At 60.4% G+C, this 19,393-nt stretch carries 18 protein-coding genes and 4 pseudogenes; 11 read left to right on the top strand and 11 right to left on the bottom strand.

Going from position 1 to position 19,393, the window contains the following annotated elements:
* The first annotated feature begins 215 nt into the window (after positions 1 to 215).
* Genes NKH59_RS03060 through NKH59_RS03050 form a run of 3 tightly spaced genes read left to right on the top strand, consistent with a single transcriptional unit; the run spans position 216 to position 2,796 of the window.
* The gene (locus NKH59_RS03060) at positions 216 to 1,148 is read left to right on the top strand and encodes an alpha/beta hydrolase (RefSeq protein WP_352473468.1); all 933 of its coding nucleotides are present in this window, start codon (positions 216 to 218) and stop codon (positions 1,146 to 1,148) included.
* Positions 1,149 to 1,167: 19 nt separating this feature from the next.
* Positions 1,168 to 2,115 (top strand): RNA polymerase sigma factor, encoded by a 948-nt coding sequence (locus NKH59_RS03055; RefSeq protein WP_353020811.1) that lies wholly within the window; start codon positions 1,168 to 1,170, stop codon positions 2,113 to 2,115.
* A 36-nt stretch (positions 2,116 to 2,151) separates the two neighbouring features.
* Complete coding sequence (locus NKH59_RS03050; protein WP_353020809.1) at positions 2,152 to 2,796, top strand: SGNH/GDSL hydrolase family protein; 645 nt, start codon at positions 2,152 to 2,154, stop codon at positions 2,794 to 2,796.
* Between the two features lie 164 nt (positions 2,797 to 2,960).
* Here the strand turns inward: NKH59_RS03050 and NKH59_RS33460 are convergent, their stop codons facing one another.
* Together NKH59_RS33460 and NKH59_RS03045 are read right to left on the bottom strand one after the other, a co-directional pair.
* Positions 2,961 to 3,452 carry a GFA family protein gene (locus NKH59_RS33460; protein WP_502904857.1) on the bottom strand — a complete coding sequence of 164 codons (492 nt, stop codon included), beginning with the start codon at positions 3,450 to 3,452 and terminating at the stop codon, positions 2,961 to 2,963.
* A gap of 14 nt (positions 3,453 to 3,466) precedes the next feature.
* Positions 3,467 to 3,832: a VOC family protein gene (locus tag NKH59_RS03045; protein WP_353020806.1), complete on the bottom strand. Its 366-nt coding sequence runs from the start codon at positions 3,830 to 3,832 to the stop codon at positions 3,467 to 3,469.
* Positions 3,833 to 3,920: 88 nt separating this feature from the next.
* On the opposite strand from NKH59_RS03045, the gene NKH59_RS03040 reads away from it, so the two are divergent.
* The 3 genes from NKH59_RS03040 (at position 3,921) to NKH59_RS03030 (ending at position 6,819) form a co-directional block, all read left to right on the top strand.
* Complete coding sequence (locus tag NKH59_RS03040) at positions 3,921 to 4,577, top strand: TetR/AcrR family transcriptional regulator (RefSeq protein WP_352473464.1); 657 nt, start codon at positions 3,921 to 3,923, stop codon at positions 4,575 to 4,577.
* 705 nt (positions 4,578 to 5,282) lie between these two features.
* The gene (locus tag NKH59_RS03035) at positions 5,283 to 5,852 is read left to right on the top strand and encodes a TetR/AcrR family transcriptional regulator (protein ID WP_353020804.1); all 570 of its coding nucleotides are present in this window, start codon (positions 5,283 to 5,285) and stop codon (positions 5,850 to 5,852) included.
* Positions 5,853 to 5,901: 49 nt separating this feature from the next.
* On the top strand, positions 5,902 to 6,819 hold the full coding sequence (locus NKH59_RS03030) for an oxidoreductase (protein WP_353020802.1): 918 nt from the start codon (positions 5,902 to 5,904) through the stop codon (positions 6,817 to 6,819).
* Positions 6,820 to 7,532: 713 nt separating this feature from the next.
* Here NKH59_RS03030 and NKH59_RS03025 read toward each other — a convergent pair.
* The 5 genes and pseudogenes from NKH59_RS03025 to NKH59_RS03005 all read right to left on the bottom strand — a co-directional run.
* A pseudogene (locus NKH59_RS03025) lies at positions 7,533 to 7,645 on the bottom strand (alpha/beta fold hydrolase); the annotation flags it as partial.
* 3 nt (positions 7,646 to 7,648) lie between these two features.
* The gene (locus NKH59_RS03020) at positions 7,649 to 8,461 is read right to left on the bottom strand and encodes an SDR family NAD(P)-dependent oxidoreductase (RefSeq protein ID WP_352473461.1); all 813 of its coding nucleotides are present in this window, start codon (positions 8,459 to 8,461) and stop codon (positions 7,649 to 7,651) included.
* Positions 8,462 to 8,495: 34 nt separating this feature from the next.
* On the bottom strand, positions 8,496 to 9,002 hold the full coding sequence (locus NKH59_RS03015; protein ID WP_352450990.1) for an SRPBCC domain-containing protein: 507 nt from the start codon (positions 9,000 to 9,002) through the stop codon (positions 8,496 to 8,498).
* A gap of 3 nt (positions 9,003 to 9,005) precedes the next feature.
* A pseudogene (locus NKH59_RS03010) lies at positions 9,006 to 9,604 on the bottom strand (NADPH-dependent F420 reductase).
* A gap of 62 nt (positions 9,605 to 9,666) precedes the next feature.
* Positions 9,667 to 10,401 carry an SDR family NAD(P)-dependent oxidoreductase gene (locus NKH59_RS03005; RefSeq protein WP_352473458.1) on the bottom strand — a complete coding sequence of 245 codons (735 nt, stop codon included), beginning with the start codon at positions 10,399 to 10,401 and terminating at the stop codon, positions 9,667 to 9,669.
* Between the two features lie 276 nt (positions 10,402 to 10,677).
* On the opposite strand from NKH59_RS03005, the gene NKH59_RS03000 reads away from it, so the two are divergent.
* The 3 genes and pseudogenes from NKH59_RS03000 to NKH59_RS33455 all read left to right on the top strand — a co-directional run.
* The gene (locus NKH59_RS03000) at positions 10,678 to 11,574 is read left to right on the top strand and encodes a LysR family transcriptional regulator (protein ID WP_352502130.1); all 897 of its coding nucleotides are present in this window, start codon (positions 10,678 to 10,680) and stop codon (positions 11,572 to 11,574) included.
* A gap of 460 nt (positions 11,575 to 12,034) precedes the next feature.
* A complete protein-coding gene (locus NKH59_RS02995; protein ID WP_352617777.1) occupies positions 12,035 to 12,670 on the top strand; it encodes an NAD(P)H-dependent oxidoreductase in 636 nt (211 codons plus the stop codon).
* A gap of 96 nt (positions 12,671 to 12,766) precedes the next feature.
* Positions 12,767 to 12,931, top strand: a pseudogene (locus NKH59_RS33455) (GMP synthase (glutamine-hydrolyzing)); the annotation flags it as partial.
* A gap of 641 nt (positions 12,932 to 13,572) precedes the next feature.
* Here NKH59_RS33455 and NKH59_RS02985 read toward each other — a convergent pair.
* On the bottom strand, positions 13,573 to 14,223 hold the full coding sequence (locus NKH59_RS02985; protein WP_352502131.1) for a TetR/AcrR family transcriptional regulator: 651 nt from the start codon (positions 14,221 to 14,223) through the stop codon (positions 13,573 to 13,575).
* Between the two features lie 77 nt (positions 14,224 to 14,300).
* On the opposite strand from NKH59_RS02985, the gene NKH59_RS02980 reads away from it, so the two are divergent.
* Together NKH59_RS02980 and NKH59_RS02975 are read left to right on the top strand one after the other, a co-directional pair.
* Entirely contained in the window at positions 14,301 to 14,495 is a 195-nt protein-coding gene (locus NKH59_RS02980; RefSeq protein ID WP_352502132.1) for a hypothetical protein, read from the top strand.
* A 16-nt stretch (positions 14,496 to 14,511) separates the two neighbouring features.
* Entirely contained in the window at positions 14,512 to 15,405 is an 894-nt protein-coding gene (locus tag NKH59_RS02975; RefSeq protein ID WP_352502133.1) for an NAD(P)/FAD-dependent oxidoreductase, read from the top strand.
* A 732-nt stretch (positions 15,406 to 16,137) separates the two neighbouring features.
* On the opposite strand, the gene NKH59_RS02970 is transcribed toward NKH59_RS02975, so the two are convergent.
* From NKH59_RS02970 to NKH59_RS02960, 3 genes and pseudogenes are all read right to left on the bottom strand, one after another.
* On the bottom strand, positions 16,138 to 16,683 hold the full coding sequence (locus NKH59_RS02970) for a dihydrofolate reductase family protein (RefSeq protein ID WP_352502134.1): 546 nt from the start codon (positions 16,681 to 16,683) through the stop codon (positions 16,138 to 16,140).
* A gap of 281 nt (positions 16,684 to 16,964) precedes the next feature.
* Positions 16,965 to 17,048 (bottom strand): annotated as a pseudogene (locus NKH59_RS02965) (dihydrofolate reductase family protein); the annotation flags it as partial.
* Between the two features lie 167 nt (positions 17,049 to 17,215).
* Positions 17,216 to 19,285 carry a N,N-dimethylformamidase beta subunit family domain-containing protein gene (locus NKH59_RS02960; protein WP_352768218.1) on the bottom strand — a complete coding sequence of 690 codons (2,070 nt, stop codon included), beginning with the start codon at positions 19,283 to 19,285 and terminating at the stop codon, positions 17,216 to 17,218.
* Positions 19,286 to 19,393: the final 108 nt, after the last annotated feature.

Raw genomic sequence — 19,393 nt, 5'->3', positions numbered from 1 at the left:
TGGCCGATCGGCGAATGTCTGGAACGAACGTCCCACAGAGAAGGGTGGAGCAGCCTAGCCTTGCTGGGTTTGACACCCGGGGTCCGCGGCAACTGCCACCGGCGAGGCGTTGCATCTGCCGGCCACGTATCCTTTCGCTGGGTTCATCCGTCTTAGCTGTTCATGGGCACGGTCATCCTTAACATCGCCCTCCTGGACGAATTGGAGCGTGACAAATGAACAGCAAGCAGAGCCTAGCGAACAAGATACACTACGAAACGCTCGCGGAGGCTTTTCGCAGCGGTCGAGAATCGCCACAGGAAGCATCCGAGTGGTCCGTTTTGACGGCAGAACCGGGCGGCGTCGATTACGTCGAGACGAACGTCGGCGACAAGACCGCGCTGTGGGTTCAGCCAAAAACGGCGGCCAAAGACCGGGTCATGCTTTACCTGCACGGCGGTGGCTATGTCGGCGGATCGATCTGGACCCATCGCAAGATGGTCGGACACCTTGCTAAGGCGATCGGCTGTTACGCTCTGCTCGCTACGTACGACTACGTTTTCCAGAGCAAGTTTCCGCGCCAAATCGAGCAGGCCGTGACCGCGTTCGAATGGCTCGCCGAGCAGGGTGTCGCGCCGAAGCACACCATAGCTGCAGGCGATTCCGCTGGTGCTGGCCTGATCGTTGCGGCGGCGATGAAACTCCGCGATGCGGGACGGCCGCTGCCGGCCGCGATCCTCAGCATCTCTGGCTGGTATGATCTGTCGGCGAGCGGGCACTCCTACGAAAGCAACCGCGAGAAGGACGCCTTCTTCCAGAAGGCGGTCGTGGATATGCTGGTATCGCAAGTCCTTGCGGGGACCGATCCCCGGCATCCACTCGCCAGCCCGATCTTTGCCGATCTGAAGGGCCTGCCGCCGATCTATCTGCAAGTGGGTGGAGACGAAACCCTGCTCGACGACAGCCGAGCGCTCGCCGACCGCGCGAAAGCCGCCGGCGTCGAGATGCGCTTAGACGTATTTCCGGGGATGCTGCACTCGTTCCAGATGATGGCCGGCCGCGCTCCCGAAGCCGACGACGCGATCGCGCGGTTGGCACAATGGGTTCGCCCCAAGCTTGGTCTGGCCGCAACCGCAGCAACACGCGCTGAAGGTCAGGAGGTCGCATGACTGGCAAATTGAAACCAAGATGTGGCAGCTGAAGGACATGCCCAAGCGACCGACCGGCCTGTTCGATGCGCGATATCGCGCCTTCCTCGAGACGGTGTCAGGCGTCCGCGCCCAACTGCATCGCTACTGCGCCCGCATGACGGGCTCACGCCTCGACGGTGAGGATCTCGTGCAGGAGACGCTGTTCGAGGCCTACACGAAGATTAAGACCCTCGATGATCCCCGCAGGCTAAAACCCTGGTTGTTTCGCATCGCTCACAATCGCTGCATCGACTTTCTGAGGCGACGCGATGTGCGCGAGCGCGCGGAGCACGGCTATTCGGACGACATCGGCGTTGTCTCTGCAGAGCCGGCAGCGACCGATGCACGCCGCGCCATCGAACGGCTGGTTGGCCGCTTGCCGCCCAAGGAGCGCGCCTGCATCCTCTTGAAGGACGTGTTCGACTATTCGCTGGAAGAGACCGCAGAACTCGTGGACTCTACGGTTGGGGGCGTCAAAGCCGCGCTCTCCCGCGGACGGGCGAAGCTCGCCGACTTGCCCGCTGAACCTGCCGGTGAACCGAACCGTCCGCTTGATCCCGACACCGCGCGGCTCTTGCAGCGCTATGTTGACCTCTTCAACCGCCATGACTGGGATGGCGTGCGGAGCCTGACCAGCGCCGATGCTCGGTTGCGGGTCGCCGACTGCTTCGACGGCCTGGTCAGAAGTTCTCCCTATTTCGTCGAATACGAGCGAAACCCGGAGACGTGGACCATGGAGTTGGGGGCGATCGACGGAGAGCCTGTCCTGATCGTGCTCTTCCAGCGAGGCGACCGGTGGCAGGTCGCGTGGCCGGTTCGTGTCCATGTCGCCGGTCGCGTCATCGATCGCATCGAAGATTATTATGCCTGTCCATGGATGTTGGAAAACGCCGCGGAATCCGACCTGAAACTCATGACTGGGCCGGCCGTTTTGGGAAGAGCATAAGGCGACGATTTCTCACTCTGGCTTGGCCGAGTCACGATGGTGAATTCTCAACGAAAAATCGTGGCGTGCCTCGGGTCGAGCAGCACGGCGGGCAAGGGCCAGGCATTCGATTGGATGGCGGAGCTCCGCCGGCGGCCGGGCAACGGGCAATTTGAGTTCCGGAATTTTGGTGTCGGCGGCGACTTGGCCTACAACGCGCTGCAGCGCTTGCCGGATGTGCTCGCCTGTCGTCCCGACAAGGTCATCGTCTGGGTCGGCGGGAATGATGTTCTCACGCTCGTGTCACGCAAAGTGCGGCGGTTCTTTACGTTTTGGAAGCGTCTGCCCCGCACGCCTTCGCCCGATTGGTTCCACGAGAATCTGGCCGAGATAGCACGCAGGCTGAGGCGCGAGACGGCGGCGGAGATCGGCCTTTGCTCGCTCCCTCCGATAGAAGAAGCGCCGGATTCGGACGACCCGTTCCAGAGCGAGCTCAACCGGCGGATCAAGGAATATTCTGCGATCGTGGCGGCCATCGCGCACGAGGAACGCTGCGGCTATGTCCCGCTCCATGAGGCGCTCACCGAGGCGGCTCGCGCCTCGCCTGGCCGGCCTACACGGCGTTCAACTTTCTTCCATTCTATCGCGATGCTTTTCGCGTACTGGTGCTGCGGCAGCGTCCGGATGATGTCGCCCGCGTAAATGGCTGGCTATTTCACACCGACGGCGTGCACTTGAACAGCCGGGCAGGGCTGATCGTGGCGGATCGCCTACAGAAATTCGTTCAGGCCTGAACCCTGAGCGGCAAGGCTGTATCCGATTTGCGCACCTATCTGAATGTCTTATGGCGCAGGCTGGCGGCCGGTTTATCGACCTAGCAACATCGCCACGCGCGATGCCAAAAGTTTAACGACGAACCCTAGAGGATAACCCCGGTGGCTCGGCACGTCGTCAGGAATGACATCGCTGTCCGACTTGAACTTCGTGCAAATCCGCAGCTGCAGTGGCGGGAGTTCTCCGTGAAACCGCGCTCTGTATACCGAGACCCAATGTGGACCTCTATCGAAGTTCATTAACATCGCTGAATTGCAGCACATGGCGATGACCCTATTCGTGGCTGAAGTTTCCTTAAGCTTGTAACCCCTCAGCAATTCGGCCCCCTTGGAGCACTCGATGCGGTCCTTTCGATAGAGGATGTATGCGGTGCCGCCATCGGGATCGCGTATAGCGCCAGCACCTGGCAAAGCTTCGATCTGATCAGCTCCCTTCCGGCAGTCGTCGCAGTAGCAGGCACTGCTCACGATCGGCCTGCCAAAGGCTTTGAGTTCGACGCCACCGCAAGAGCAAGTTGCGGTCATGATAGGTGAGTGCGTCATCTGCTGGTGATCATCATGCGATTGCCCTCGCTGTCCCGAAATTCCGCGATCGCGCGCCCCGGTTGCCATGGCGCGGGGCGCGGTTCTGCTATGATCTCGGCGCCTCGCGATTTGAGTCTCTGAACGGTGACTTCGATTTCGTTGTCAACCAGCACGAGGACGGGCCCCTCAGATGGTGTTTCGTCCTTGCGCCTTAGGAAGTGGAGGGTGGTTTCGGCCCCTGGAAATCCGAGTTCGATCCATCGCCAGCCATCATTGCTCATGGGCTGATCGGCGACGATGCGGCAATTCAGGTGATCGATGTAGAACGCCTTGGCGCGTTCCTGGTCGAACACTGGAAGCTCCGCGAACTGGATGTGCATTGTCGATCTCTCCCCGTTGCATCTCGGTCCAAATCAAACTAGACGGTCCAGTACCCATGAGTCAATCGGCAGCGGACACGCCAGGAGCATGACCACGACGCGTTCAGCAGGTGCTACAGAAGAACTCGAACCGCACGGACGGTCGGCGAAAAAGCGCCGGGCCATCCTCGATGCGGCTACAGAGGTGTTTCTGCAAAAGGGCTATCTGGCCACCAACATGGACGAGATCGCGGCGCTTGCGGCGGTGTCGAAACAGACCGTCTACAAGAATTTTCCGAGCAAGGAGACGCTGTTCGTAGAGATCGTGAGCAGCGTGACCAATCGAGCCAGCGATAGGGTCCACAGTAAAATGCCCGAACTCGCCGAGGGCGAAGATATTGCCGATTATCTTCAGCGCTATGCTTACCGACAGCTTGCCACCGTGCTCACGCCGCGCGTCATGCAGCTGCGCCGTCTGGTGATCGGCGAGGTCGGCCGCTTCCCGGAACTGGCAAAGGCACTCTTCGATGGCGGACCCGGGCGCGCAATTGCGGCGATGGCAGTGTTGTTCGAGCGTTTGGCTGATCACGGCCTGCTTGCGATCGATGATCCGGCCGTCGCCGCTTCCCAGTTCAATTGGTTGATTATGGGCGAGCCATTGAACAGGGCCATGCTGTTGGGTGACGAGTCGATTCCGAAACCGGCGAAGCTTCGACGGCACGCCGCGGCCGGCGTACGGGTGTTCCTTGCGTCATACGGCAAGTGAGGCACGCCACGGCGACGAGCGAATGCCGGGCGCAACCGTGCGGACCGCTCGGCCGTGTTTGACGGTCCTTTTTTTGGTCCCCAGTGGGTCGCGGCTTGTTGCGGCGCGGCTGTCGAAAATAGACCGATTGTTGTCGATAGTCGCCGAAACCGAGCCGATCCCGAATCGCCGAAATTCCCTTTTGAAATCAAGAGCGCAGATTTCTGACGGATCGCAGAGTCGGTTCTTTAGGGCGTGCAGAAAAGTTTGTGCTGCCGCGTCAACGCGTTACGATGGCTCAAAACGATCGAGTGGGAGTGAGGGGAGCGTAGTTTCGGATACTGCGGGAAACTGTGTCGTAGTGTAGGCGGCTCACACATCTCGATAGATACCGAGTAATGTCCGCTTGTGGTGCCGTTCACGCTTTTGGATTGGTCAGGGCTGGGCGTGCCATCACCTGCTCTCATCGAAGTAGGCATGATGATGCCCCGGGGACTGCAATCAAGGCCCTGAATTCAATGCATTTCCCTTTCGATAGACATCTCGATCCCCACTGCGTCCCTTATTGAAAAGGCAGCCGCAGCCTCATGGTGTGTGCCCACACAATCTTCATTCGAGCTTGGTCGGTATGGACCGCGAAAGATGCGGGGCTACATCCCTTGACCAATCTCATGCTATTCCCTATATAATCGAGTATGTACTCACTCAATGTCGTTGGACGGAAATATGGCGCGTCCCCTCAGTGAAGAAAAGCGACAGGCACTGCTCGATGCAGCGGCCAAGTTCGTCGCCAGCCTGGGCACAGGCGCGTCCACGGCCAAGATCGCAAAGGCTGCTGGCGTGTCTGAGGGAACGCTGTTCACTTACTTTCCGACCAAGGACGATCTGCTCAACCAGCTCTTTCTCGAGATCGAGGCCGACTTGGTAGAGATGATGCTGGCGCCATATCTGGCGGATGCCTCCCCCAAAGACCGACTATTCGCGGTCTGGAACCGTCTGATTGACTGGGGACTGGCTCACGCCACGGCGCGCAAGGCCCTTCGTCAGTTGAAAGTGTCGGATCGCGTGACAGCGGAAAGCCGGAACCGGTGTCACGCCATCCAGCGGGATGCGCGGACGATGGTGGAGGAGTGTCTCGCCGGCCATGCCGCGCCTGACAGGATCGCCTTCTACATCGATACCATTCTCTTCGACTTGGCCGACATCAGCATCAACGCGGTCACAGCCAAACCTCAGGAAAGTGACGCCATCCGGCAGGCCGGGTTCGACCTGTTCTGGAAGGGGTCTGCCGCCTGAGTTCTAGCCCATAAATGAGTATGTAGTCACTCATACATAAGGATCGAAAATGTCGAATTGCAAGGGTTTCACCGAAGCTAACGTTCCCAAGCAGACGGGAAAAAGCTTCATCGTCACAGGCGCCAACGCCGGCGTCGGGTTCGAAATCGCGCGGGTGCTTGCCGCCAGGGGCGCGCGCGTCCTGCTTGGCTGCCGCGAGCAGACCAGGGCGCAGGACGCCATCGCGCGGATCAAGCGGATCACGCCGAATGCCGATCTCGTCTGGTTGCCGCTCGACCTCGGTGACCTGGACAGCGTTCGCACCGCAGCCGAGATCGCGGCGAAGGAGCCACGGATCGATGCGCTCATCAACAATGCCGCGATCATGAATCCGCCGCTGACGCGCACGAAGCAGGGGTTCGAATCGCAGTTCGGCGTCAATCATCTCGGCGTGTTCGCGCTCACCTCGCTGCTCCTGCCCAAACTGGCGGAGACGCCGGGATCGCGGGTGGTCGTGACCTCGAGCATCGCGCATCTGAAGGCCAAGATCGACTGGGACGACCTCAACGCCGACAAGAGCTACATCAAGACCGATCGCTACGGCGGCAGCAAATTGGCGAACGCGCTGTTCTTCTTCGAACTGGATCGTCGCCTGCGCGCCGCGAAGTCGCCCGTCACAGCCATCGGCGTTCACCCTGGCTTCGCCAATACAAGTCTTGGCCGCCACATGGGGATTGTCCAGATCGCAGGCCCAATCGTCGGCCTGCTGCTCAATAGCTCCGACAAGGGCGCGCGGCCGGCACTTTTGGCTGCGACCGGCAAGGTGAAGCCCGGAGGCTATTACGGTCCCACCGGCCTTGGCGGAATCCGCGGTGTAGCCGGCGAAGCAAAGCGCGCGCCGCATGCCGAAGATCCCGCGCTTGCGAAGCGGCTCTGGGACGTCTCCATCGCCATGACCGGCATCGATCCAGGCTTGCCGGCCACCTGACTTCACGGCGACACGGTGCGTCAGGCCCTCGTGTAGGCTTGCTCTGGGGCGCGGATTGGACGAGCCTCGCCCGGGCGACGAAACCTTGCTATAAGAGACATGACGGTACTTTTCCGCTGTTAGCGGAGCGGCTCCCAGCCGCTAAAAATCGGTTCTCAGAGGCAATCGACCTCGATAGATGCCGAAACCATGCGAAAAATATTCAGTGAAAAATCTGTTTAAAATCAACAGCGTAGATTTTTGACAGCCCCCATGTCGGCTTATTGTCATCTAAACTGAGAAATTTCGAGCGAAAATTAGCTGCTTATGGTCCGTCCGAACAATCGAGTGGGAGTGAGGGGGCGTGCGGTAGAGTAGGTGGAGTATTGTCGGATATATTCGGAAATTGTTGGTCAACGATAGGAGGCGATAGCTCGCGGGCGATTCTGCAAGAACAAGCAGCCGTTTTGCAGGTCGGCGATAGACCTTCGATTATGTGTAGAGATGCTCAAAGGGATCGATCCACCGCGCCGTTCACAGCACATGCTTTGGATTGGGATCGGAGCGCCGATCAATTCCTCGGACAATAGACATTATGTTCCGTGGATTTGTATCATGGTCTAAGCCCCGGGGCGGGACCAACGAGACGAGCACACAGCCGCCGAGCACAGCGGGGACGGCGCCGTAGCTGAATACGTTCTCGTGCCTCGCATAGTTTCAGAGTGCTCCCGCAATGCGTGGACCGTGCGCATGCCGTGCGCCAGATCCCTGTAGGCTTAAGCGTGCCATGCTTCAGCAGCTTGGCCGACAGCGGACCCGAGTTGGCGAACGGCACAATTTGGTCGTCCTGCTACGCGACGAAGCGGACCACGCCACCATCCACCCGCAAAGCCGCGCCGGTGGTCGCCGAAGCCTGCTCCGAGCATGTGTAGATGATCATGTTGGCCACCTCATCGGTGGTCGCGAAGCGGTGGATGAGGCTCGTCGGACGCATCGCCTGCAGGAAGCCCTGCTCGGCTTCGTGCTGCGTGATTCCATTTGCGTCAGCCTGTTTCGCCATGAAGTTGCCCAGGATCTCAGAGCGGGTAGGTCCCGGCAGGACGGCGTTGACGGTGACGCCCGTGCCCGCGACCGCCTCGGCAAGCCCGCGTGAGACCGCGAGTTGAGCGGTCTTGGTCATGCCATAGTCGAGCATTTCCTTAGGGATGTTGACTGCGGATTCGCTACTTATGAACACGATGCGGCCCCAGCCTTTCGCCACCATCCGCGGCAGGTAATGACGGCTCGCGCGCACGCCACTCATTACGTTCAACTGGAAGAGGTCAAGCCAGTCCTCATCGGGGATATTTGCGATATCCTCGACGCCGTTGTAGCTCCGGATGTGTGCTGTACCGACGTTGTTCACAAGGATATCGGCGTCAGGCGCATGCGCGATCAAGGCCTTTGCCCCCTCCGCTGTCGCAAGATCAGCGGCGATACCCGAGATGTCGCTGCCGGGGAAGGCCTGCCGCATCTGCCGCACCGCCTCATCGACCCGAGCGTTTCCACGGCCGTTGACGACGACCGATGCACCGGCACGTGCCAACCCCTCCGCCGTCGCGCGGCCGATACCGGCGGTGGATCCGGTAACAATGGCCTTGCGGCCTTTGAGTTCGATATTCATCTCATTCATCTCCAAAATTAAACAGGAAGCGCAATCAATCCACTGTCGTCTTCGCTGTTTCCGCCTCCGCTGCGTGGGCGAGGCTTTCGACCCAGTCTTGGTGATACCGATAGAGTGCGCCGGGATGTTTGCGCCCGAGTTCATCGAGGAAGAAGGGGCCCTGCTGCGTTTCCTCGGTCAGCACATGGCAGCCATGGTCCGTAGGCGTGATGACCCAGCCATGGTATGCGCTTGAGCCGGTCTCGTCGCCATCAACTGTCGTCGCCCATGCGAGCCTGCGAAGGGGCTCGCATTCCGTCACGACCAGACTCATCGGAAATCCAACCGTCACACGGCTGTATCGCGTTCCGAGCGCCAGTTCCGGCTCCCCCGTCAGAATCTTGACCTGATCCTCGGCGGGAAAGTAGCTCGACCAATTCTCGGCTTCGACGAGCAGCTTCCAGACCGCTTCAGGCGGCGCCTTCACGTCAATGTCGTTGAGTGCGTAGATGGCCGACGTTTTCGGATCATATCGCTCGGGCCAAGTCACATGGTCGTACATCGATTACTGCTCCTTCTTGAACAAATCCTGGAAGATGAGCTGGCCCCAAGTGCGGCCGCGCGCGTGCACCAGCGCGCCACCCTCGTTGAGCTTTCCCAGCTTGACGGGTGCGAACCCGAGTTGTTTGGCCAAGGCCGCCACGGGAGCGGTCGCGTCCTCGTCGTCGCTCGACAGAAAGACGACACGGTGCCCGCCCTGGACGATCGGATCGGCAGCCAGAGTGGCCGCACCCAGATGATTGAACCCTTTGACGAGCTTGGCGCCGGTGAACGCCTTCGCGACGAAGGCGGAGGACGGGAGACCGTCCAGCTCTTCAGGCACTGGAAACGCGTTCATCGCGTCGATGACTGTCTTGCCTTCCCAGCTCGGCAGAGCCTTCGCAACCTCGCGATGCTCCCCGAACGGGACTGCCAAGATGATTGTGTCGGCCTCGAGTGCATCCCGCAGCGACTTGGCGACTACCGTGGTCCAATCGCCCGAGCCTGCGGCGCCAACGCCTCGGGCGGTCGGCGGCTCGCGACGGCCACGTCGATGTTTTTACGGGCGAAGGCGTGGGCGAGGGCCTGGCCTATCTTACCGAATCCTACAATTGCGTAGCTCATGATCTTCTCCGATCCGTGTTGGTATTGATTTCCCCGGCCTTCAACGGCGCTGGGTTAGCGCGTCAGAGTTGCGCAAGACCGCCGTCAACGGCGACCTCGCTGGCAGTCATGAAGCTGCTGTCCGACGACGCGAGAAAGGCCGCCGCCGCCCCGATCTCCGCCGGATCGGCCATGCGCTGGAGCGGAGTCATCGAGGCGAAGACCTTCTGGCCCTCCTCGCCTAGTGCTTCCTTCGCTAGCTCGGTCGCAGTGGCCCCGGGCGACAGCACGTTTACCCGGATGCCGGTGCCCTTTAGGTCCTCCGCCCAGGTCCGCGCGAGGTTGCGCACTGCCGCCTTGCTCGCGCTGTAGGCGCTCATCCCCGGGGCGCCCGTGGTGCCAGCGCTCGATCCGGTCAGGATTATCGAACCGCCCTCGCTCATCAGCGGCAGCGCCTTCTGGATCGTGAAGATCGTACCCTTCACATTGGTGTCGAAGGTTTCGTCAATGTGCTCGGCGGTGATCTCGCCGAGCCGAAGCTGGCTTCCCGCCCCGGCATTGGCAAAGACGATGTCGAGGGTTCCACGCTCGGCCTTCACCGCAGCGTAAAGTCGGTCGAGGTCGGTCAGATCGGAGACCGAGCCCTTCACCGCGCGGGCATTGGGCCCGAGGTCGGCCACAGCGGCGTCGAGCGCTTCCTGCCGACGGCCGAAGATGAAAACGAAGGCGCCCTCCTCGATGAAGCGCTTTGCTGCGGCGCGGCCGATGCCGGTAGCGCCGCCGGTGATGACTGCAACCTTCCCTTCAAGCTTTCCCATGACTTATCCTTCCAGGCCTTCGCCTTTGGTTGTGCGGGGACACCCCCGAGAACCTCGAAATGGGTCCGCCGGCGTCAGTTGTTGAGTGCGGAAGCGCGCACATCGGTGGTGCGAAATCGATCCGGCTGGACGACTGACGCCAGCCGCGACGATCGGCGTCCGCCGTTCGGAATTGAGCCGCGCGCGTCGACATAGGCTATGATGACCGCCCGTACTGCTGTTCGATGTGTTAGATACGGGCTTTGGAAGGCGCACCGCGCGGTGCCGGATTGCACCATGATCGACTGGGATGACGTTCGCTACTTTCTTGCCGTCGCGCGCGGAGGCTCGGTGCGGGCCGCCGCCGAGCGCCTCGGTGTGAACCACTCGACCGTGCTGCGACGTGTCGCCCAGCTCGAGGAACGCCTCGGGGTGCACATGTTCGAAAAGCTGCCTTCGGGCTACCGCCTGACGACTGCGGGCGAGGAGGTCCTCGAGTTCGCGGACCAGATGGAAGTGTCGTCGCACCTGCTGGAGACGCGCGTCTTCGGGCGCGACCAGAGCGTGCGCGGGCTTCTGCGGGTGACGCTGGCACCGCCCCTCGCGACACACCTGCTCATGCCGGACTTCGCCGACTTCGCGCGTCTGCATCCGGACATCGAGATGGAAATCTTGTCGTCCGGCGAGCTGGCAAATCTGACCAACCGAGAGGCCGACGTCGCGATCCGCGTCGTCTACGACCGCAAAACCCTGCCGCTCAATCTTCACGGCCTGAAGGGACCGGAGCTGTTCGGCGGCGTCTATATGTCCTGCGATCGACTAGCCGCGTGGCGTGCGGGCGCACCTGATCCCATCCGGTGGATCGTCATAAGCATTCATGGAATTCCGGAATGGGCCAGCGAGGGTGAGGTTCGCACCACGGCGGTTCCCTTCAGGACCACGGACGCCGAGGCGCAGATCGTTGCTGTACGGCAAGGGCTCGGGATCACGACACTGCCCTGCTTCGTCGGCGATGCCGACCCCCTGCTGGCGAGGGTGCCGGGCACCGACCTGCACATGTACGGAACGCTCTGGCTTCTCACACAGGGGGAGACACGCAAGACGAAGCGCGTACGGCTCTTCACGGAGTTCGTATCCCGCAGGCTCGCCGCGTACGCGCCGCTTCTCGCGGGGCTGTCCATATCGCGCGACTGACGCCTGGCAGGTCGCCGATGGCGCTGTCTCGAGCGGTCGGCGGCCGTCAGAAAGAAATCGACCGATTGATACCGATAGTCGCCAAAACGAGCAAATCGTGGACCGTCGAAATTGGTGTTTGAAATCAAGAGCGCAAATTTCTGACGGATCGCAAGAGGGTTCTTCGTCATGCGCAAAGGATTTGCGATAGCCAAATCAGCGAGTTACCATAGCTATGAACCATCGAGTGGGAATGAGGGGGAGTCTTAGCGAGCTGCCGAGAGCAGAGTGGCGGAAGCGATAATACCCCGGCAGATGTAGGCGATTGTCCTTGCATGGTGGCCTCTAGTCCCTCAAGGCGACGAGAAGGGCCATTCTCGGCGTTGAAAAACAATTGCTCTTTGAAGACTGTGGCGCGTACAGCTATTTCGAAATCCCATGATTGGTATGAGAAGCTTTGCCCGAGCACCGCGCCGCACGAATGATGACGCGCAGCGCAACCAAATTGGGGAGGATTCAAAATATTAGTATGCGATGTTTGATTGTCACGGCTCATCCACTCAATCCAAGCCTTTGCCAAACGCTTTCGAACGCAGCTATCGACACCCTGGTGGATGCGAAGCACCAGTGCCGACATGTTGATCTGTATCGATCTGGCTTCTTCCCGGCTCTTACACCGGCGGAGCGTGCGAGCTACTATTCCGGATTCGAGACCACAGAGGTAGCTAAAGAGATTGAGGATCTTCTCTGGGCCGAGACTATCGTCTTGATTTTTCCCACGTGGTGGTTCGGACCTCCAGCTATATTGAAGGGCTGGTTCGACAGGGTATGGGTGCCTGGTATTGCATACGATCACGCAGCCGATCTTGGTGCCATACAACCGCGACTTCACCAGTTAAGGAAGGTGGTTGCAATAACAACTTTGGGCTCACCTTGGTGGGTCGATTGGCTGATCCTCAGGCGGCCAATGCGGCGTGTTCTCAAGACAGCTATTCTGAATACCTGTGCTCCTCAAGCCTCGCTTACGTTCCTTTCATTTTACAAGGTTGAAAGTCTGCCTAGGCAAGGCGTCGATGCTGCGATAAATCGCATTAGATCAATGCTACAGCGTCTATAGCTAAGCCCCGTCACAATGCTCCTTTTCCTTGAAGGGCGCACGTAGAGCAATGCCCGTGGGGACAGCGCGGCTCGTGACCGCTGCCCTTATCGGTATGTACGCGCATCACCATCGGTAGATGGCAGCACCGCGGATATCTACCGTCACGACATGGCATTCCTGGGCGCAGCCGCCACCGGCATCATCAACGAGGTGCGCGGCATCAACCGCGTCGTCTATGACGTGACGAGCAAACCGCCAGGCACAATCGAGTGGGAGTGAGGGAAACGGCGATGATAGGCGGCTCTAGCGTAGAATTTCGCAGAAAATACAATGATTTGCGGGCAGGGCAGACTGCTAGCCAGGGCACCTTATCAATGGAATTGACAAACCTATCAAGTCGATCGTTAAGTTTTATCGGAGCGCCTGGCGCGGCTCGCAGCTTGTAGCAGATCACCCTGACGGTACTTTTGACGGTACTTTTCGTATCCGACAGAGCATTCTAAAAAGTACCGTCATTCGTTTTTGGGATTTGACGGTACTTTTCTGTGCGTCAACGCTTTGAAATATAACGAAAATTGCCCGTAACATGACATTTCTGCGCTGACGGTACTTAGTTATCGACATACATAGTTTCAGCTTTGGCTGCGGTACCGATCGATGTTCCGGACCCGATAGCATATGGTCGGATGGCACCGTCGCATCACCTATCAAATGTTGTCCCGACTGCTGCCGGATCTGCGATGGAGAGAAGCGTCGACCGCATCCAGGCGGGAGCTTGGACCGCGGTAGATGCGAGCGTCTTTTTATCGTTGGGAGAAAGATGAGGTGCCGCGATCTGTGCAAGCTCGGCCGCGCGCCGGCCCAATATGACGAAGCGCCTGGATACGGTCCCGGCCAAGCTGCCCGGAGCAATCAAATGCTTATCCGCCCGCGTGGTCGTTGCCACCGTGCGCGGCGATGAACATGGCGACGGCCGACCGGCAATAGGATTCGATTTCGTTGTCGTCTTCTGCTCTCGCCTGATCGAAGCGTGCGATAATCAGGAGATCGGATCCTTTGAAAAGCGCGGCAAACAAGCGGGCGGACCGGAGAGGATCGGGCACGTTCAGAACCGCCTTCGCGTGCAGCTGGCGCAACAGGGCCTCGATTTGGGCGATGACATGGGCGGGGCCGGCTTCGTAATGGAGCTTGCTTAACGACTTTTGATTCGTCTTGTCGGCCATGATCATGGCTTCGACACTGCGGACGTCCGAGCTCAACAGCGTGCGAAGCAGTGATGATCCCACCGCCATGAGCTGATCGTCGACCGAACCGTCGACGCCTTCAAGAAGGGCCTGTGGTGCAAACAACTGATGGCAGCCGGCCGCGATGGCCGCGCTGTACAGCGCCTCCTTGTTCTCGAAGTGCCGATAGATGCTGAGCTTGGATATCTTCGCCCGCTGGGCGACCTTGTCCAATGTCGTCGCTTGAAAACCCAATTCCACAAAGAGTTCGCAAGCGGCGTCGAGTATCGTTTGGCCAAGCGCCTCGTTGGCGGGCCGGCCGCGCCGGCCCTGGCTGTTTTCGGTCACGACAATTCCAGTCCTTGACAGTATCCTAATTCTTGAATTACGATACCATGTAGTTTCCGAAATGTGCAAGCTAGCGGGTGGATTTCAACCTGTCCTCCAAATCAAGTTTCCCCGGGCCGCCCGGCGATATCGAATGCGGCATCGTCCGGCCGGCCAACACAGTGATGGGCGACTTTCTCGCCGATGCCGAAGCCCTGCTCGCTGCCCGTCTTGAGCGCGTATCGCTGGACGCTATTTCGCGACACGCCCAGCCCACACCCCTCCAACCGTAACACGGAGCCCATCACTATGGATGACGTCATCATCATCGGCGGCAGCTTTGCCGGTCTCGCCGGCGCCCTGCAGCTCGGCCGTGCCCGCCGCAAGGTCACCGTTCTCGATACCGGCCTGCCGCGCAACCGCTTCGCCGGCCACTCGCATGGTCTGCTCGGCCACGATCACAAGCCACCGCTGGACATCCTGGCCGAAGCGCGGCAGCAGCTGGCGCGCTATCCCACGATCAGGCTGGTCAATGCCCGGGCCGACAGGGTCTCCGGCGCCATCGACGATTTCTCCGTCCTCACTGGCGATGGCGAAAGCCTTGGGGCGCGGCGACTGATCCTGAGCTATGGCGTTGCCGACCAGATGCCTGATGTCCCGGGCTTTGCCGAGGGCTGGGGCACGTCCATCGTACCCTGCCCCTATTGCGATGGCTTTGAAGTCGCCGGCCAGCATTGGGGCCTGGTCTGGTCCGGCCCGCCGTCGCACAATTATGTCAGGCTGTACCACGACTGGACCGACACGTTGACGGTCTTCGCTGATGGTCACGACATTGCACCCGATATCCGGGCCGATCTGGCGCGCCGCAACATACCTGTCGTCGATGGCCGGATCACCGAGATCGCCCATCACGGGGGCCATATCGCCACCGTCAATCTCGATACCGGCCGCAATGTCGCGGTCGACATCCTGTTCGCCCATCCGCGCAACAAGCCGTCCGCAAGCCTGCATGAATCACTGGGCCTCGCCACGGTCGATACGCCCCTCGGCATCGCCCTCAAGGTCGACGAGCGCCGCGAAACTAGCATTCCCGGCATCTACGCCGCCGGCGACCTCGCCAACCCCCTCATGGCCTCGGTCACCCTGGCAACATCGCATGGCGCGACGGCGGGTATCTCCGCCCAGCAGTCGATGCTGGTTTGAGAGCACAGATTCCCTTCTCCGGTTGCCGCGGGCTATCATATTCTGAAGGTTGCGGGCCGGTGCCACGGAACGCGGGGCCCCTCTCCCCTGAGGAGCGTCTTTGGCCGGTCAGCCGTCTCGAAGGGGCAGTTGAGCAAAACGATTCCTAGGCTCAGGCCGGTCCGCAAACGGTCCCAAAAAGACCCACAGGCCTTCCACAGGTTATTCAACCTCCCCCGGCCCCCTCCGGGAAGAAGTTCAGCAAGTGGAGGGCGCGACATTGCACCTTGAACCGTGCTGTCGCGTCCTCGGAGCGGGTGGGTCTTGAGGTGTCCAGTTTATGCTGCCGGGAGTGTCCAGTTTGCACTGCCAGCGGTATCCAGTTCACCTACAAACGGAGAGGGATGGCGCTTGGATGACGCTGCCGCGGCGGGTCGCGTTGTGGCGCGCTGTGCTATGAAAGTTAGTGACGGTACTTTCTTGGTTCGCTGTGAAGCCCACCTGAGTTGCCCAAAGTGGGTCGGGAAAAGGCGATCGACTTCGATAGATGCCGAAACGGCACAAAAAATTTTCGTGCTATTTTTCCATTTCAAATCAAGACTGTAACGTTTTGACGGCCCATGGGTTCGGCTTCTTGCGCGGCAACGAATAAAAAACCTAGCTATATCAATGGCCTAACTAGATTTGGAACAATCGAGTAGGAATGAGCTCAAATTCGGTCCGACGGACGTTAGGGTGTCGGATGGGTTGTGATCAGGCGGGAACGTACGTCACTCTGATCGCGTCCTCGCCAACCCGGTCGCTGGCCACGAGACGCAGCGGCGGCCGCGGGCCGGCGAAGAATGGCTTGCCGCGACCAAGCACGATGGGACGGAAGTAGAGCCGGTACTCATCGACAAGGCCAAGCTCGGTCAGACTACCCGCAAGCTCCGGTCCGGCGACTTCGATCTCGCCCTCGTGTTCGGCTTTAAGCGCCCTAACGAACCCTTTGAGATCGTCGTCCACCAGCGTCGCGTTCGGCCCGACCGACTTCAGGGTGCGAGAGACGACCCATTTCGGCTGCGCCCGCCAGGCCGCCGCAAAGTCGCGCCCGACCTGGTCCTGTCCTGGCTGACCCTCGTCCCAATAGCGCATTACCTCGTACATGCGCCGGCCGTAGAGGCTGCCGGCGATCCCGCGCACATGGGCGTTGAAGTGGCGATGGAGCGCCTCGCCCGGCATCGGCAGCCCGGGCCCGCCCTCGGCGCCAGCGACATAGCCGTCGAGCGACTGCATCATTCCGAACACAAGCTTCGCCATGCACAGGCTCCTATCGATCGACGACGATCCGAAGGGATCGCATTCATTTATACCTCGCCCTTACTTCGTCGGTTCGTTGGCTGCACACATTCTCTGACCTGTTCACGTTGGCCGGTAAATCTGCGCCACCGCGGCCCCCGGAAAGGCTTTCGAGCTCACCAGCTTGAGAGACATCGGCGCGGCGAGTTCGGAGAACAGCGGCAGGCCTTTGCCCAGCGCCACGGGGCCACCATCAGGGCGAGCTGGTCGACCAGTCCTTGGGCGACGAGACTGCGGGCGAAGCTCACTCCGCCGTGGGCGATGATCGGCTTGCCCTCTTGGGCTTTCAACTTCGCGACTTCCTCCGCCAAGTCACCGCTCGCCACATAGGCCTCCGCCCAACTTTCACCACCGGGCTGCAATTTCGCCGGCTGGTTGCGGCTGAGGCAACTGCCGTCCGCCAGGTGGCGAGAGGCATGTGAGACGAAGCCGGTGCACGCCGACTGATTTGATTTCCCAAGACCGGATACGGGTCTTTCCGTAACGGCGCCAATCAGCTTATCGATTTTTCTCGGCCTGGTTCTCCTTTCGTCGCACCGAGGCGGGTAAGCAGATTGAGCGTGATCCTGCCGACATCGTTCATGGCGCCTGCGGCTGGCAGCGCGCCGCACCAGGCAACCGAGCTTGCGGAAAAGATCAAGCCGCCTGCTGCGAGCTTTCGCAGGGTCATTTCGGCGCAGCGGCGGGCGATGCGTTGCTTATCCCCGCCCTCATACCAGCGCGTCGGATCCTGGAAGAAGCTGTCGGGAAATCCCGTCGCCCGCGCGATCACGACGGTGTCAGCGGAAGTGCCGAGGGCTGGATACGTCGCATCCACTTCGTAGCCCGCGGCACCGCCCAGCACCATGCCGTCGGTGCCGAAGGTCGCATTTTCAACGCCTTCGAACAGCCATGCGCATCCTGCTTCATGGCTTTCCTCAGTGCGCGTGAAGGGGCGTGCGCCATCGAAACCCATCAATGAGATTGCACCGCCGATCAGCGAGAATTCGCCTCGGCCGCGGCAGCGGAGATAGCCGCCTGGTTCGTTGGTGATCGACAGCGCCTGTTCGGCGACAGGGCCGTCCCAGGTGCGGCCGGCCTCCAGCGGCGAGCGCCGCAACTCCATCAGGTCGTCCTTGAAAGCCACAGTGGCAGCAAAGCCGTTTCCGCCGAGATAGGCGATGCTGCCGCCTTCGGCTACAAACTGCCGCAGCGCCTGCTCCATCTCGATCGACATATATTCGGGATGACTGCCGGTGACGACGGCTTGATGTCGACGCAAACCGTCTATGCCGCATTCGTGCAAATCGTGATCGGTCATGACGTCAAACACGATTCCATTGTCGTGGCAGAATCGGAGGAAATGCAGATCGACCGGCAAATTGTGTGGGCAGCCGCAGAGCGGATAATCGTAATCGTCCCTGAGCGTCACTTTCGGCTTTTTGTAGGAGCAGATGGAAACACCGCTAAGGTCGGAATGGTAGTCGTAAAGGGATTTCAGATTGTTGGCGATCGCGAAGCGATGTCCCCGGTCGTCGCCTTTCCATTCATAAAGATGATCCGGGAGATATTCGTCCGCATAAGCGAGATAGGTGGCCGTCGGCACGAGATACAACAGCGGCGACGAAACCTGTGAAGAGGTGACGAAGAACACCACGCGTTCGTAGCCACCCTCCCATTCGGCCTGGAACGCGTAGACGCCTGGGTGTGCGTTTTCGGGGATCGTCACGCGGTGCGAGACCGGCCACTCAAGCGGGCCGATGTCGTCGTCGTGGCAATGGATAGCGTCGTAGTGCGACGGCACCAAGCGAGGCTCGAAGCTCGATCCGTCCCAGCGTGCCGAAGTCACGCAGAAGGCTGGCTGATTGATCACGTCGAGGAGCAACGGATCTGCTCCGCCCGACGTCAGGATCGCCTGCGTTGGTAACAGCGTCGGGAAATCCCAGGCAACAGTCCCCTGTGGGGTGTCGAGCCGGATCGCAGCAAATTTCGCGTTGAGGGTAGGTTCGTGGTTGGTGGCGCTTGCGCCGAAATGGATGCCTTGCGCCTGGAGGTTCCGCGCCGGGCCGCCAAAACCTTCATGGAGTTCGTAAGGCGCGAGACGGTCATGGGATTTGATGCGCAGACGCGATTGATCCTGCCGCAGATCCAACTCGACGGTGAGCCACACACCAGTTGGCGCCTTCTTCTCGACAAAGGTTTCGTCACCGATTTCCACGACAAATGCGCCGTCGTCGCGGAGGCGCAGCCCGAGGGCGCCTGCTTCCAGGATCGTGCGCGCACCTTCGTTGCGCGTGAGGAACAGCTCGAAACGAATGCCGTGGACGGCTTGTACTTTGGCCAGTTCGCCGGCTCGCACGAACAGGAACGACCCCTGGTCGAAATGCCGATGCCGTGCTTCACCTATCGTTTCGATGGGCCAGGCGAGAAATTCCGGAGCCGGCTTGTCGAGCCGGCAAATTCGTGTGGCCTTTATCGGCCGATCGCATGACAGGCTGAGGTTGATCCGCTGGCCTGCTTTGGCACTCCAGGGGGTGGTATAGCCTACCACGCTCATCGCGTCGTGGTCTACTGCGCGCTTCATCTATCCCCTCCCGATGAACTCCAGATGGGCTGGGGCGAACCGCGTAGACCGGTCCGATGTCGGTCAATGCGCTGCCGCTCTGACAAGCAAAGTTCCGCATGGCGCACT

Source organism: Mesorhizobium sp. M0998 (genome assembly GCF_040318885.1).
Taxonomy (GTDB): Bacteria; Pseudomonadota; Alphaproteobacteria; order Rhizobiales; family Rhizobiaceae; genus Mesorhizobium.
The sequence above is the reverse complement of the archived record's forward strand: the minus strand, read 5'-3'. Positions and strand labels throughout refer to the sequence as shown.